Consider the following 13,296-nt stretch of genomic DNA (forward strand, 5'->3'; position numbering starts at 1 on the left):
CGCCGCACTCTCGCTGGCGCTGGTCGCCCTGGTCCTGGCCGACCCGCCGCGCCCCCCGGCGAGGGAGGCGGGACCCGCGCCGAGCCCCTACCGCGCCGACGCCTACCTCGCGCGCGTGCACGCGACCTCGGCGATGCTGGTCGTACCGCAGTTCGTGGTGTGGACCTTCGGGCTGACCTGGCTGGTCGAGGATCTCGGCTGGGCGGCCGGGCTCGCCGGCCTGGTCGTCGCGCTCACCCAGCTCCTCGGCGCGGCCGGACGGATCGCCGCCGGGTACCTCTCCGACACGGTGGCCAGCCGGATGCGGCCGATGAGGTGGATCGCAGGGGCCGCTGCGGCCACGATGCTGGCGCTGGGTGCGGTCTCCGTACTGCCCGGCATGGCCGCAGCCGTCGTGGCCGTCACCCTGCTCGTCGTGGCCTCCACGGTCACCGTCGCGGACAACGGCCTGGCGTACACCGCCGTGGCCGAGCGGGCCGGTCCGTTCTGGTCCGGGCGGTCGCTGGGGGTCCAGAACACCTCGCAGTACCTCGTCGCGGCGCTCGTCCCGCCCCTGGCCGGCGTGGTGATCGCCGAGTGGGGATACGGGGCGGCCTTCGCCGTGGCCGGCCTGCTCCCGCTCGTCGCGGTCGCGGTGGCCCCGGTGGCAGACGAGCATCAGGTCAGCTGACGCCCCCGCGGCGGCCCCAGGCCCCGATCAGCTCCTGCTCACGCTCGGCCGTGATCCCGGTGATCCGCGCGGCCGGGTCCGCCCGCAGCCATGCCTGGGTGTCACGACAGGTCTCGCCGACCGGGCGGAGGACCAGCCCCGCGTCGAGGGCGGGCTGAGGGGAGTGCGCCAGCATGCCGTCGTAGGCGGGTCGGGGCAGCCACACCGGGAGGCTGTCGGGACCGGTCCACGGCTCCACGCCGTGATCGCCCAGGAACTCCTGGTCGACCCAGGTCAGCGAGGCGCTCGGCGCACAGGCGCGCAGCAGGTCGGCGAACGACATCGGCTGGCCGACACCGTCGAGGACGCCGACCCGGCGATCCTCGGCGAGGGTGACGATCCAGGCCGCGAGGTCCCGCACGTCGATCACCTGTACGACGGCGGCGGGGTCGCCCGGCGCCAGCACCTCGCCGTCGCGGGTGAAGCGGTCGGCCCAGTAGGTGAAGCGACCGGACGGGTCGCCGGGGCCGACGATGAGGCCCGGCCGCACGACGGTCGCGCTGGCCGCGCGCGACAGCACCAGCTCCTCGCACGCCACCTTCATCGGTCCGTACGCCGCCGGCGACACGCGGAGGTCGACGTCGTCGGCGCTCGGCTCGTGCAGCACTCCGACGCCGGGGCCCCCGGGATCGGCGTCGTCGGCGTAGACCGAGATCGTGGAGACGAAGACCCAGTGCGCGTCCGACACCGCGTCCAGGCCGCGGCGGACGTGAGACGGCACCCTGCTGACGTCGACGACGGCGTCGAAGGACCCCGTGGTCAGCTCGTCCGGCGCCGACTGCCCACGGTCCCACCGAAGCAGCGTCGCGCCCTCGGGCACCCCGCCCGACTCACCGCGACAGGCGCACACCACCTCGTGGCCACGCCGCAGCGCCTGGGCTGCGATCTCACGGGACAAGAACACGGTGCCGCCGAGCACGAGGAGCCTCATGGCGCCATCTCAGCCCCTCCGGCAGCGATCGGGGAAGGGCCTTCCGCTCCCGGCGGAATGTCAGCACGTGACCGGCCGGGCCGGCGCCGTGCCGCTCGACCGCGCTGGTCGGACACGGCGTGGTTGGCTTGGCACCGTGCGTCGCCCGTTCCCCGCGCTCCTCGCCCTGCTCGCGACCGCCGTGCTCTGCGGCTGCGGTGGCGGCGAGCCGCCCAAGGACGGCGTGCCCACGACCACCACGCCGGCGACATCCTCGGCCGCGCCCACGTCGCCGGCGACACCCACCACCCCGCCGGCGCCGACGGCGAGGCCCGGGCGGGAGGAGCCGGTCAAGGGGATCGACGCGTCGCACCACCAGGGCCCGATCGACTGGCGGCGGGTGGCCGACCACGGCATCACCTTCGCCTACCTCAAGGCGAGCGAGGGCACCGGTTTCGTCGATCCCCGCTTCGCCGCCCACCGCCGCAACGCCGCTCGGGCAGGCATCGCGGTCGGCGGCTACCACTACTTCCAGCTCTGCTCCGACGGGACCGCGCAGGCGGCTCACTTCGCCGACGTGCTCGGTGACAACGGCGGCCCCGAGGGGCTGACGCCTGCCGTGGATCTCGAGCTCGCCGGCAGCTGCGACACCCCGCCGCAGCGCGGACAGCTCCTCGCGGAGGTCCGAGCCTTCCTGGCCGTCGTCGAGGAGCGCTTCGGCGCGACACCGGTCGTCTACCTCTACCCGGAGTTCGAGGACCGGTTCCGCTTCGCCCGGGAGCTCGCCCGGTACCCGCAGTGGGTACGCCGGCTGGGGCGTGCCGAGCCTCGACGGCCGTGGCACATCTGGCAGTACGACGACAGCGGCTCCGTGCCCGGAATCGCCGGCGGCGTGGACCTGAACCTGATGGGGCCCGCCTAGCGGAATACCGCGGACCGGAGAACGTTGAAAACTCCATGGCCACGATCGACCTGACCGCAGGCAACTTCGAGCAGACGGTTCTCGACAACCAGATCGTCTTCGTCGACTTCTGGGCGTCGTGGTGTGGCCCGTGCCGCAGCTTCGCCCCGATCTACGAGGCTGCCGCCGAGCAGCACGACGACCTGGTCTTCGGCTCGGTGAACACCGAGGAGCAGCAGCAGCTCGCTGCTGCCGCGCGGGTCACCTCGATCCCGACCCTGATGGCCTTCAAGAAGGGCGCGCTCGTCTTCTCGCAGGCGGGCGCCCTGCCCAAGCCCGCCCTGGAGCAGGTGATCGCCGCGGTCCGCGACTTCGACGTCGATGCGGCGCTCCAGGACACAGACGCCGACGACGAGTGACCCGCCTCCACGGGCCTTGGGGCATGTCGTTCGCCCCGCCACGCCTGGGTTGGCGATGGCGGGACGAACGCCGGCTGGAGCCGGTGGCCTGACGCCCTCACCGCTCCCGAAATGATGAGGGCGCCTGCACCGTGGTCAGGAGGAAGGGGACGCCGCACCTGACCGGTCGGCTCTACAGGCCGGTTCATGGTGCTCCCGCCCCCACACCGCAGGTGGGGAGCAGGAGCAGCCGTGGCTACGCTCCGGTCCTGGGCAGGTCCGCCGGAACGTTCCGGGATCCCCCGACCCCGTCGGGTTCGTCGTCGACTCCACCGACATCGCCGTTGTCGTCGTCGTCATCGTCGTCGTCCACGCCACCGACCTCGTCGTCACAGAACTCTTCGGCCGTCTGACCAACCGGGATCTGCTGCCCCGCGTTGTCGGTGCCGTCAGGGCACACCGCGGCATCCGGGTCGTCGCAGAACTCCTCCTCCGTCTGACCCTCGGGTATCGTCTGCCCCGCGTTGTCGGTCCCCTCAGGGCACACCGCGGCATCCGGGTCGTCGCAGAACTCCTCCTCGGTCTGACCCTCGGGAATCGTCTGCCCTGCATTGTCGGTGCCCTCAGGGCAGAGCTCCTGCGCCGGCTGCTCACCGGGGCACAACAGGTCGTCGCCGAGCACGACATCGACCCGACCCTCAGCCTCGTGCTTGGGGGCCCCGGTCTCTTCGTCGATGTGGGAGGAAGCCTGGTCGGGTGAGATCAGGTTGTAGCCCGCCTTGGTCTCACCTTGTCCGTTGACAGGGTGACAGATCATGTCGGGCGTCCGGTGGTCGCTGGCAGACGCCGGGGCCGTCATGGTCACGGCAACGACGCCTCCCATCAACAGGATCAGCGCGCACAGGGGCGCGTAGACGATTCGTTTCATGCGGAGGGAGCCTCTCGGTAGTGGGCCGCATCGAGCGTCCCGTTCGAATCGGACTCGCCCGAGATCGAATCGCTGCTGGATGTGTCGAGCGCTGCGTACGCAGGCGCTGTGGCGCGCGAAGGCGTCAGACCTGCCGGCCCGACGACGAGAGCGACCCCATGTCGCTCTCGTGCTGTCCCTCTTGTCCCCATGAAGAAGGCACTCCTGAACTCAGTTTCGCCGTCCGGACGGGAGCATCGCGGGCGACCGGGCCCCCGAAGGGGCCCACGCAAGAAGGACGGCGCGCGCGAGCACGCATGACGCCGCCCCGGACAAAACCCGTGTAAAGAAGAGCCGGTCCTTCCGAGCTACCCGCGACAGACGTTCGCCCCGCCACGCCTGGGTCGGCGGTGACGGGGCGAACGCGGGCCTAAACCGGGTCAGTCGGAAGGGGCTGCCGTGGACTGACCAGTCCGGCGTCTCAGACCGGGCTCGATGGGGTGCTCACGCTCCGGTCTGCGGCAGGCCGATCCCCGGCCCCTCCTCGCTGACGCCACCGACGTCGCCGCCCTTCTCGCCGTCGTCGCCACGCTCCTCTTCGACTCCGCCGACTCCGCCGTTGTCGCCGTTGTCGCCGTTGTCGCCGTTGCCGCCGTTGCCGCCGTTGTCGCCGTTGTCGCCGTTGTCGCCGTTCCCGCCGTTCCCGCCGTCGCCGCCGTCACTCTCGGGGACGAGCAGGAACGAGGCGTGACTCAGGTCCTGAACCTTCCCGTTCTTGTTCTTGACCGTGGACGTCACTGTGGGGCCGGAGCCGAACCTCACCGTCGTCGATGCCTTGTAGCAGTTCTGGGTGACCGTGAAGCCCTCTGGCGGGGTGTAGGTGTAGCTGGTTCCGGACAGGCCGTCCACCTTGTCCCAGCCATCGCCGTCGGGACAGACATCGGCGGCGGCCGCCGGTGTCATGGTGGTGACGCCGACGAGGGCGCCGAGCAACAGGATCAGCGCGCACAGTGGCGCGTACAGTATTCGCTTCATGCGATGGGAGCCTTTCGATAGAGGGCCGCGCGAAGCGACCCGGTCGCAGTGGACTCGTCGGTGAACGAGTCGTTGCTGGATGTGTCGAGCACTGCGTACGCAGGCGCTGTGGCGCGCGAAGGCGCCACACCTGCTGGCCCGACGACGAGAGCGACCCCATGTCGCTCTCGTGCTGTCCCTCTTGTCCCCATGAAGAAGGCACTCCTGAACTGAGATTCGCCGGCCCGACGGGAGCATCAGGACGACTGGGCGCAAGGGGCCCTATAGACACGGACGGGTCGGACGCGGAGCGATGACGTCGCCCGGGACAAAAACCGAGTAAAGAAACTCCGATCCCAGTCAGGCAGCGACGAACCCGCGGTTACCGTCGAGGACATCAGGGTCGCGCTCGGGGCAGCGCTGGTACGAACTGCTTCCGATAGGCCCGCCCATGCTCCATCCAGCGCCACTCGACGACGCCGACCTCCTGACCCGAGCCCGAAGCGGCGACGACTCGGCTGTTGCCGCGCTGTACGAGATCTACCGCGGCCCCGCTCTACGGCTCGCCCAGGTGCTGGCGGGCCCTGACGAGGCCGCGGACCTGTTGTCGGACGTGTTCGTCCGCATCGTCGCCCGCTTCCGCGCCGGCGCCGGCCCCTCCAGCAACTTCCGCGGCTACCTGTTCACAGCGATCCGCAACCGGCATCGCGACCTCCGGCGCCGCAGCGGCCACGAGGATCCGGTCTCGCATCAGCCATGGCTGCTGGAGGACATCACACCCCCGGTGGACGAGATCCCCGAGGATTTCTGCGAGGACCACGCCGCGGCCGCGCTGGCGACGCTGCCTGACGCATGGCGACGGGTGCTCTGGCTGATCGAGGTGGAGGAGCTGCACGTCCGCGAGGTCGCCGATCGGCTCGGGCTCAACCCGGCCGCTGTCGCCTCACTCGCCTACCGGGCACGCGAGGGACTGCGCACGGCGTACCTCGAGCAGCTGGTCAGGTGCGTGGCGGCGACGTCGAGCGAGTGCGGGTGGGTGCGCGAGCGCCTGGGTCGCTACGTCCGGGCAGGGCTCAGCACGCGTGCTGCCTGCCGGATCGCCTCCCACCTGGAGGCGTGCGTGGTGTGCGCCAGGTCCTGCACGGACCTCCAGCGTGTGAACAGTCGCTTTCACTTCTGCCGGCGCATGGCCTCACAGTCTGCCCAGGCACCCGCGAGCTGACACCGGTCATCCCTTGCGGTCGTCCGGTCCCTGCGGCAGGAACTGGGAGCTGAGCGCGGGCCACGCGTGGTCGATCAGCTGCTCCATGTCGAGGAAGGTGGCCCGCTTCACGTACGGCTTGTCGAGCTCGGTGGTGAGCACCTTGATTAGGAAGCGACGTAGCTCGGACTCGAGGCCGGCGATCCTCTGCAGTGTCCGCCCGCGGCGCGTGTCGGTGTGCAGGTGCAGCTCGATCTGGTCCTCGGTCGGCACCCGGATCTCCAGGCGCAGGCACACCGGCTCCTCGGTGTGCACCACGACCACCAGGGGGACGAGGACCTCCGCGCTGAAGGTGAGCGTGTCCAGCGGTAGGGCGAGGTCGAACACGACGCTGATCGGCAGGTTGACGGCATAGGTCAGGAGCTCGGCCGGGACTTCCTCGCCGCTGGTCGGGTGGAACTGCCCGAGGATGCTGACGCTGGCGAAGGCGCGGCCTGGGCCGGCGCCGATCGGCCCGAGCTCGATCTTCTCGCCCAGCACGTCGTCGATGGTCCGCAGGACCCGCTCCCTGTCGAGGACGCGGCGGATCCAGTTCACGCCGAAGCGCTGGTACGACGCCGGGCCGGCGTCGTACGCCGTCGACTCGCAGGCGCACCCCTGGCGGTCAGCCACGACATCCCCCTCGTCGCGTCATGGTGCCTCGATACCCGAACGGCTGCGCGAAACCCGCGTCAGGACTGAGGATTCTGGTCCATCACCCGACAGGTCGGGGCGGCGGGTCCGCCGTGCCGCGCGGGCATGCGGACGTGGGGACGAGGGGAGCGCTCAGTCCCGTCCCTGCCAGGTCGCCACGTCGACCTCGTTGCCCTCCGGGTCGGCGAGCGTCCACCAGGCGGGGGCGTGCTCGTCGCTGACCAGCCGGCCACCTGCCTCCAGGGCCGCCGCCACGCGAGCCTCGGCGGCATCATGCGGGATGCCGAGGTCGATGTGGATCCGGTTGCGGCCCTCGCGCATCGTGTCCATCTGCTGCACGTAGACCGGCGGATAGAGCCCGAGCGGATCCGCGATGTCGTCGTCCCCGACCAGCTTGTACCCGAGCACGGCCGCCCAGAAGCGTCGCACGGCGTCCACGTCGAGGGCGTCGAGGACGAACTCCCAGGTGCGGATGGCCCCAGGGTCGCCCGGGACGCCCAGGTCGCGGGCAGCGGCGGAGATCCTCTGGGCGAGGTCGAGGTCAGCGTCGGTGAGCGACCTGGTCGCGTGCGTGGACAGTCGCACCTCCAACACGCCGTAGCGGAGGTTGAGGTCGGGGTGGTGGTCGGCCTCCTCGGCCAGCCGGCCGATCTCGTTGACCAGCCGCAGGCCGGTGGCGAAGTTCTTGGTGCGGAAGAGCGCGAACGCCTGCGACCACAGCACCCGCCAGTCGTCGACGCCCTCCGCCTCGCTGAACTGGGCGGGCTTGATGATCTCGTAGTCGCGTCCCATGGCGTGCTCAGGACTCGAGCGCCGGGTACGCGGGCACGTCGCTCGGCGGATCCTCGCCGGTGAGGCCGTCGATCGACTCCCGGATCAGGTCGGCGTGGCCGACGTGGCGGGCGTACTCCTCGATCATGTCCACCACGAGGCGACGCAGGCTCGGCCTGCCGTCGGCGAACGTCACGTCGGCGGTGAGGTCGAGCCCACCCGCGCGGAGCGCGGTGCGGACGGCTGACCGCGACCGGCGTACCGAGGTCTGCCAGAGGGCGTAGAGCCGCTCCGGACTGTCATCGACCGCGGAGTGCCACTCCCAGTCGGGGTCGCCCGCCCAGTCGACGGCGTCCCACGGCGCGGGCAGCGGCCGGCCGAGCAGGGCCTTGGTGAAGACCTCGTCCTCGACCAGCGCGAGGTGCTTGAGGAGCCCGCCGAGGGTGATCGTCGACGCACCGAGAGTCAGGCCGAGGGCCTCCTCGTCGAGGTCGCCGCACTTCCAGGCGAGGGTCGCTCGCTGCCGCTCCAGCGCGCCGAGCAGCGTGGCGGTCTCGTCGCCCGCCAGCGGCGGCTCGGGGCGGGTCACGGACGAGGCATACGTCGTGGTCGCGGTCATGGCCTCGACGCTAGGACGGACCGCCGACAACCGGTAGGGGTGACTGGCGGGTAACGATCCCTGGACGCCCCGGACCCGTTCAGGCTCCGGGTGCAGCTGTCGTCGGCGTCGTCCGGGCGAGCCGATGCACCGCGGCGAGTCCGTCGGGAGAGCCAGGCCAGTGACGGTCGATCGCGTCGGCACCCGCTCGCCGCACCACGGAGCGCAGCACGATCGCGATCACCACGACGTCGTCGGCGTAGCCGAGCACGGGTATGAAGTCGGGTACGAGGTCGATGGGCAGCGCGAGGTAGCCCAGCAGCAGCCACACCCGGATCCGGACTCCGCGGGCCAGGGAGCGGTCCCGGACCAGGCGCCCGAGCAGCCGGAGCAGGTCCGGCACCAGCCGCATCGACTCGTTCACGAGGGAGCCGTGCGGCCTGGTGGCCCAGAGCGCGACGATCAGCGCTGCCCAGAGCAGCAGGAGGCCCGCGCCCACCGCGACCACCACGTCGAGCCAGGGCCGTCCGGTCACGACGGACAGGGTGGCACAGTTCGCGCGGCGGGACGGTGCCTAGGAGCGCCCTCGCTCAGGCGGCGCGTACCGCGCGCAGCGCCTCGGTCCAGCTCTCCAGCTGGTCGAACATGGTCTGCGCCTCGTCGTCGTGCACCGCTGCCGGCTCGAACTCGGAGGAGTCGTCGAAGTCGTTGAGGAACGTGAACGACACCTGCTGACGCACGTGCGCCATCTGCAGCTCGCTCGCGATCGCGCGCAGGTGCTCGACCGCCCGGGTGCCGCCCATCGAGCCGTAGGCGACGAACGCGCACGCCTTGTTGTTCCACTCCGCGTAGAGGTAGTCGAGCGCGTTCTTCAGCACGCCGGAGGTCGAGTGGTTGTACTCCGGCGTCACGAACACGAAGCCGTCGTACGCGGCGATCGTCTCCGCCCACTTCCTGGTGTGCTCGTTGCGGTAGTCGCCCATGGACGGCGGGACCGGCTCGTCCAGGTGCGGCAGCGGGTGATCCCGCAGGTCGATCAGGTCGTACGTCGCCTGCCGGCTGCTCGCCTGCTTGGCGACCCAGTCGGCCACCGCCTCGCCGTTCCGGTTCGGCCGGGTGCTGCCAAGGATGATCGCAATGTTCGTCATCGTGCCTCCCTGGTCGTGAAGGGACGTTCGGGTGGACACCCTGGCGGTACCCGGGTGCCCTCGCCGACAGTCGCCCCGCCGCCGGGTCGGGCGTGTCGGGTCACCTCCGGCGGTACGTCAGGTGCATGACGTGCGGCGTCTGCCGGGCGCCGACCTGCTCCAGCGCGACGTCCGCGACGCCGTCGAACATCCGGGACCCGCCGGTGGCGCCGGCGACGTACGGCACGACGTGCAGCCGCAGCTCGTCGATGCTGCCGGCGGCCAGGAACTGGTTGATCGTGGTGGCGCCTCCCGCGATCGCGACATTCCCGGTGCCGGCCGCCTCCCGGGCCCGAGCGAGCGCGGAGTGGATCCCGTCGGTGACGAAGTGGAACGTGGTGCCTCCCTCCATGGGCACGGGCTCACGCTCGCGGTGGCAGAGGACGAAGACCGGCGCGTGGTACGGCGGACTGTCACCCCACCAGCCGTGCCAGTCGAGGTCCCAGTCGCCGCGGTCGGGGCCGAACATGTTGCGTCCCATCACGAAGGCGTCGGCTTCGACGATCGCCGCGATCTCCTCGCTGCTGTCGTCGGCGTGCTCGAACATCCAGCTGTGCAGACGGCGCTCGTCGAGCGTGCCGAAGGGGCGCTCCAGGCACTGGCCCGGCCCGGCGCCGTACCCGTCGAGGGTAACGGCGATGTCAGCGGTCACGATTCCCATGCCTGGTCCGACCGCCGCCGGCGGGCGAACTCATCGGTGCGGCTCCGCGGCGAACGCACCCGGGGTGAGGCCGGTGACCGATCGGAAGTCGCGGGTGAAGTGCGCCTGGTCGGAGTATCCGAGGTCCGCCGCGACCTGCGCGAGGTCCACCGCGTCGCCCGCCTGCAGCCGCTCGGCGGCGTCGTGCAGACGCCGCCGCTGGATCAGCCACTTCGGTGAGAGCCCGACCCGCCGCGCCATCAGCCGTTGCAGAGTGCGCTCGGTGAGGCCGAACTTCTCGCAGATCTGGCCCACCCGGCGGATCTCGCGCTCACCCTCGGCGTACTCGACGATGGCGTTGACGAGCCGGCCCTCCTCGTCGACGGGAAGCACATCGGCGAGCGCCGCGCCGAGCAGCGTGCACGCCTGCTGCTGGCGGGCGACCTCACCGGGGTCGGGAGCCATCACCTCCCGGATCCGGGAGACGACCTCGGCGGCCCGGAGCAGCGTCGCGTCGGTCAGGTCGCGGCGACGGTCGGTCAGCTCGGTCATCGGGCCGTGAGCCAGGACCGCGCCGGCGGCCGGCTGCAGCATCGCGCCGACCACCCAGCCGCTGCCGCGCAGCTCCTCGGTGCCCAGGCCGCTGTGGGGGCCGACCAGCTGCGCGCCGTCGTGGCCGACGACGACCTGGCAGACCGGGTACTGCAGCACCCGCTGCGTCGACACCGCTCCCGGCGCCAGGGACCAGACCGGCACCCAGAACCGCCGGACCACGTCGGCGAGCCCAGCCGGCGCGGCGTACCGGCGCAGCGACGGGCTGAAGCCGCGGGCGTCACGCAGGTGCGCCGGCTCGGCCACGTCCATGGGGCGATCAACGGACCAGGTCACCTGTCGGATTCTTGCAAGACCGACCGACAGCCGAGCGACGATGCTCAGGAGCATGACCACCACACCTGTCACCGGACTCATCGCGTTCACCATCGACTGCTCCGACGCCGGTCGACTGGCTCGGTTCTACGCCGACCTGATGGGCGGCGAGATCACCGGCGAGTATCCCGAGTACGGGTACGCCCAGGTCACCGCCCGCGACGCGACGCTCAACTTCCAGAGGGTCCAGGACTACGCGCGCCCCGAGTGGCCGGGCCAGGAGCACCCGCAGCAGTTCCACCTCGACCTGCGGGTCTCCGACCTCGAGCTGGGTGTGAAGCACGCCGCCGGCCTCGGTGCGGCCGAGGCGCCGGAGCAGCCCGCGCGCGACTCCTACCGGGTGATGATCGATCCCGACGGTCACCCGTTCTGCCTGTGCCCGCCCCGGGACTGAGCGCGGCACCCCGCTCGCGGACCGGCTCAGGCGACGAAGATGCAGAACGGGTGTCCGGCCGGGTCGGCCAGCACGTACAGCGGCTCGTCCGGATCGTCGGTCCGGTCCAGCAGCAGCTTGGCGCCCAGCGCCTCCGCCCGGTCACGGTGCCGCTGCAGCTCGGCGAAGCTCGAGAGCGTGAAGTCCAGGTGCATCTGCATCGGTACGTCGTGCTCGGGCCAGGTCGTCGGTTCGAGGCGCTCCACCTGCTGGAAGGCCAGCTTGCGGTGGCCGCGCGCGTCGACGAGCACCAGCCAGTCGGCGTCGTCGGCGCTGCCGTCCGCCGGCGGCTCGTCGCCCTCGCGGTAGTGCAGGCCCAGGAACTCGCGGTAGAACTCGGCGAGACCCCGTGCGTCGGTGGTGTCGATCGCCGTGTGCAGGAGCTGCGGGTACTCGGTCACCCCGCCAGTGTTGCGCGACGACCTGAGCGCGGCGGGCCGCACCGCCGGGTCGATCGACAGCCGGGTCGTCCGGGCTAGGAGTCGTCCGGGCAGCGACGGCCGAAGTCGGACCAGTCGCTCGGCACCGCGGGCGGGGCGGCGGCGGCGGCACGGGCTCGGCCCAGGTTCCACTCGAGCCAGTCGCCGTCGTCCTGGCGCCAGCCGGTGAGGGCGCAGTCACGCTGTTCGACCGGCAGCTCGGCGAGCACCGGGACGGCGTCGTCGGACAGGCCCTGGAGGTAGTACCAGTCGATCCTGCCGGTCTCCTCGTACCGGTCGAGGTTCCGCTCGGCGATCCGGGCGTCGGGGTTGATCGCAGCGAGGCCGAGGATGGCGACCGCGCCGCTGACCAGCGCGAACCGAGGCAGCCACGCCGCCCTCAGCGCCAGCCCGCTGGCCAGCACCGCCACGATGAGCAGGCCGAGCCAGCCTTCGAAGACGTCGACGAGCAGCCGCAGCCGGGTGAACCCGTAGGCCTCCTGGTAGAGGTGCATGCGATAGAGCGCTGATGCGACGACCACCAGCGTCTCCATGCACAGCAGCCCCAGGGACGCCCGCAGCCAGAGCCGGTCGGCCGGCGTCGTACGCGCTGCCTTGCGGCCGGCGGCCCAGATCACCAGCAGGGTCAGCGCGGTGGCCGCGGTGAGCTGGCCGAAGCCCTGGTGGACGTACTCCGCGTAGGTGAGTCCGGTGGTACGCCGCAGGTAGTCGTGGCCACCGAACGCGACCGTGGCCTGGGCGATCAGCAGCGCCGCGAAGACGCCGATCACGACGAGCACCGGCGCCAGCCACTCCCAGCGATGCAGGACCGCGCGCGCCGGGGTGCCCTCCCGGTCGACACGCGGCGGGTTGAGGGCGAGGTAGCTCGCGGCCAGGACAGCGCCGGCGACGGCCACCGTGACGAACGCCCGCAGCACGAAGGTGTCGATGGTCAGGTCGGGGAGCAGGGCATCGACCCACTCGGCGAGGAGCGCATCGGCGGAGACGAAGAGCGCGCCGAAGACCAGCAGACCCAGGCCGGACAGGACGAGCGTGCGCAGCAGGGCGGCGCCGTGACCCAGCCCGATCAGCTGGCCGAGGGTCCGGCCGAGCCAGGGCAGGCCACGCAGGCCCGAGAGCGGCCAGGCGATCCCGGAGAGCAGGAACCCCGGGACGGTCCTGCCGCGGGTGACGCCGACGATGCAGAGCGCGGCCCCGGTCAGCAGGCACAGCACCACGATCCAGACGGCGTCCCGGACGACGGCCGTGCCGGCGAGCAGGACGCACAGCCCTGCGCAGGCGAGGCTGAACGGGTCGCGGCGGTGGCGGCTCGCGGTGAACACCACTGCGCCGGCCACGAGGAGCACGACGAAGGTGCCGACGCCGAGGTCGCGGAGCGGCAGCACGATCCCGGCCACGAGGCCGGCTGCCAGCGCACCGCCGAGCGCGGACGACCGGGCAGGCACTCCCCGCTCCGGCCAGAAGCCGCCCAGGAGGTCGTCGAGGATCGACGGCGCGGGAACGGCGGCCGGCGGCCGCGTGGGTGCCGCCGGCGGGGCGGGAGGCGGAACGGGGGGCGGGACCGTGG

The 13,296-nt window shown here is 71.6% G+C and carries 17 protein-coding genes; 5 read left to right on the forward strand and 12 right to left on the reverse strand.

From position 1 onward, the window contains the following. Window positions 1-670: MFS transporter (locus tag E7Z54_RS09030; RefSeq protein ID WP_136432994.1), on the forward strand; the 670-nt coding region annotated here is incomplete at its 5' end. Here the strand turns inward: E7Z54_RS09030 and E7Z54_RS09035 are convergent. Next, window positions 663-1,640 carry an NAD-dependent epimerase/dehydratase family protein gene (locus tag E7Z54_RS09035; protein WP_136432996.1) on the reverse strand — a complete coding sequence of 326 codons (978 nt, stop codon included), beginning with the start codon at window positions 1,638-1,640 and terminating at the stop codon, window positions 663-665. The genes E7Z54_RS09030 and E7Z54_RS09035 overlap by 8 nt on opposite strands. Before the next feature lie 136 nt (window positions 1,641-1,776). On the opposite strand from E7Z54_RS09035, the gene E7Z54_RS09040 reads away from it, so the two are divergent. Next, window positions 1,777-2,541, forward strand: coding sequence for a glycoside hydrolase family 25 protein (locus E7Z54_RS09040; RefSeq protein ID WP_136432998.1), 765 nt, complete (start codon window positions 1,777-1,779; stop codon window positions 2,539-2,541). 35 nt (window positions 2,542-2,576) lie between these two features. Then, entirely contained in the window at window positions 2,577-2,939 is a 363-nt protein-coding gene (gene trxA, locus E7Z54_RS09045; protein WP_136432999.1) for a thioredoxin, read from the forward strand. A gap of 235 nt (window positions 2,940-3,174) precedes the next feature. On the opposite strand, the gene E7Z54_RS09050 is transcribed toward trxA, so the two are convergent. Together E7Z54_RS09050 and E7Z54_RS09055 are read right to left on the reverse strand one after the other, a co-directional pair. Beyond that, the gene (locus tag E7Z54_RS09050) at window positions 3,175-3,846 is read right to left on the reverse strand and encodes a hypothetical protein (RefSeq protein WP_136433001.1); all 672 of its coding nucleotides are present in this window, start codon (window positions 3,844-3,846) and stop codon (window positions 3,175-3,177) included. A 483-nt stretch (window positions 3,847-4,329) separates the two neighbouring features. Next, window positions 4,330-4,860, reverse strand: coding sequence for a hypothetical protein (locus E7Z54_RS09055; protein ID WP_136433003.1), 531 nt, complete (start codon window positions 4,858-4,860; stop codon window positions 4,330-4,332). A 430-nt stretch (window positions 4,861-5,290) separates the two neighbouring features. On the opposite strand from E7Z54_RS09055, the gene E7Z54_RS09060 reads away from it, so the two are divergent. Further along, window positions 5,291-6,061, forward strand: coding sequence for an RNA polymerase sigma factor (locus tag E7Z54_RS09060; protein WP_136433005.1), 771 nt, complete (start codon window positions 5,291-5,293; stop codon window positions 6,059-6,061). Window positions 6,062-6,067: 6 nt separating this feature from the next. On the opposite strand, the gene E7Z54_RS09065 is transcribed toward E7Z54_RS09060, so the two are convergent. The 7 genes from E7Z54_RS09065 to E7Z54_RS09095 all read right to left on the reverse strand — a co-directional run bounded on the left by E7Z54_RS09065 (window position 6,068) and on the right by E7Z54_RS09095 (window position 10,817). Next, window positions 6,068-6,712 carry a hypothetical protein gene (locus tag E7Z54_RS09065; protein WP_136433007.1) on the reverse strand — a complete coding sequence of 215 codons (645 nt, stop codon included), beginning with the start codon at window positions 6,710-6,712 and terminating at the stop codon, window positions 6,068-6,070. Window positions 6,713-6,865: 153 nt separating this feature from the next. Further along, window positions 6,866-7,525 carry a VOC family protein gene (locus E7Z54_RS09070; protein ID WP_136433009.1) on the reverse strand — a complete coding sequence of 220 codons (660 nt, stop codon included), beginning with the start codon at window positions 7,523-7,525 and terminating at the stop codon, window positions 6,866-6,868. A 7-nt stretch (window positions 7,526-7,532) separates the two neighbouring features. Then, window positions 7,533-8,123, reverse strand: a complete 591-nt coding sequence (locus tag E7Z54_RS09075) for a DUF664 domain-containing protein (RefSeq protein WP_136433011.1) — start codon at window positions 8,121-8,123, stop codon at window positions 7,533-7,535. Between the two features lie 79 nt (window positions 8,124-8,202). Continuing rightward, window positions 8,203-8,637, reverse strand: coding sequence for a YkvA family protein (locus E7Z54_RS09080; RefSeq protein WP_136433013.1), 435 nt, complete (start codon window positions 8,635-8,637; stop codon window positions 8,203-8,205). A 55-nt stretch (window positions 8,638-8,692) separates the two neighbouring features. Then, window positions 8,693-9,250, reverse strand: coding sequence for an NADPH-dependent FMN reductase (locus tag E7Z54_RS09085; RefSeq protein ID WP_136433015.1), 558 nt, complete (start codon window positions 9,248-9,250; stop codon window positions 8,693-8,695). Between the two features lie 100 nt (window positions 9,251-9,350). Beyond that, the gene (locus E7Z54_RS09090; protein WP_136433017.1) at window positions 9,351-9,950 is read right to left on the reverse strand and encodes a dihydrofolate reductase family protein; all 600 of its coding nucleotides are present in this window, start codon (window positions 9,948-9,950) and stop codon (window positions 9,351-9,353) included. A 30-nt stretch (window positions 9,951-9,980) separates the two neighbouring features. Beyond that, entirely contained in the window at window positions 9,981-10,817 is an 837-nt protein-coding gene (locus E7Z54_RS09095; RefSeq protein WP_206056096.1) for an AraC family transcriptional regulator, read from the reverse strand. A 52-nt stretch (window positions 10,818-10,869) separates the two neighbouring features. Here E7Z54_RS09095 and E7Z54_RS09100 point away from each other — a divergent pair, with 52 nt between their 5' ends. Then, a complete protein-coding gene (locus tag E7Z54_RS09100; RefSeq protein ID WP_136433019.1) occupies window positions 10,870-11,250 on the forward strand; it encodes a VOC family protein in 381 nt (126 codons plus the stop codon). Between the two features lie 26 nt (window positions 11,251-11,276). On the opposite strand, the gene E7Z54_RS09105 is transcribed toward E7Z54_RS09100, so the two are convergent. Next, window positions 11,277-11,690 (reverse strand): VOC family protein, encoded by a 414-nt coding sequence (locus E7Z54_RS09105; RefSeq protein WP_136433021.1) that lies wholly within the window; start codon window positions 11,688-11,690, stop codon window positions 11,277-11,279. 74 nt (window positions 11,691-11,764) lie between these two features. Then, window positions 11,765-13,296: DUF4153 domain-containing protein (locus E7Z54_RS09110; protein ID WP_136433023.1), on the reverse strand; the 1,532-nt coding region annotated here is incomplete at its 5' end.

The sequence above is a fragment of the Nocardioides sp. genome (genome assembly GCF_004803405.1).
Taxonomy (GTDB): Bacteria; Actinomycetota; Actinomycetes; order Propionibacteriales; family Nocardioidaceae; genus Nocardioides; species Nocardioides vastitatis.

Bases quoted from the DNA above. Each gene is read 5' to 3' on its own strand.
- E7Z54_RS09035 (WP_136432996.1), bottom strand. From the start codon at position 1,640: ATGAGGCTCCTCGTGCTCGGCGGCACCGTGTTCTTGTCCCGTGAGATC.
- trxA (WP_136432999.1), top strand. From the start codon at position 2,577: ATGGCCACGATCGACCTGACCGCAGGCAACTTCGAGCAGACGGTTCTC.
- E7Z54_RS09050 (WP_136433001.1), bottom strand. From the start codon at position 3,846: ATGAAACGAATCGTCTACGCGCCCCTGTGCGCGCTGATCCTGTTGATG.
- E7Z54_RS09055 (WP_136433003.1), bottom strand. From the start codon at position 4,860: ATGAAGCGAATACTGTACGCGCCACTGTGCGCGCTGATCCTGTTGCTC.
- E7Z54_RS09060 (WP_136433005.1), top strand. From the start codon at position 5,291: ATGCTCCATCCAGCGCCACTCGACGACGCCGACCTCCTGACCCGAGCC.
- E7Z54_RS09070 (WP_136433009.1), bottom strand. From the start codon at position 7,525: ATGGGACGCGACTACGAGATCATCAAGCCCGCCCAGTTCAGCGAGGCG.
- E7Z54_RS09075 (WP_136433011.1), bottom strand. From the start codon at position 8,123: ATGACCGCGACCACGACGTATGCCTCGTCCGTGACCCGCCCCGAGCCG.
- E7Z54_RS09085 (WP_136433015.1), bottom strand. From the start codon at position 9,250: ATGACGAACATTGCGATCATCCTTGGCAGCACCCGGCCGAACCGGAAC.
- E7Z54_RS09090 (WP_136433017.1), bottom strand. From the start codon at position 9,950: ATGGGAATCGTGACCGCTGACATCGCCGTTACCCTCGACGGGTACGGC.
- E7Z54_RS09100 (WP_136433019.1), top strand. From the start codon at position 10,870: ATGACCACCACACCTGTCACCGGACTCATCGCGTTCACCATCGACTGC.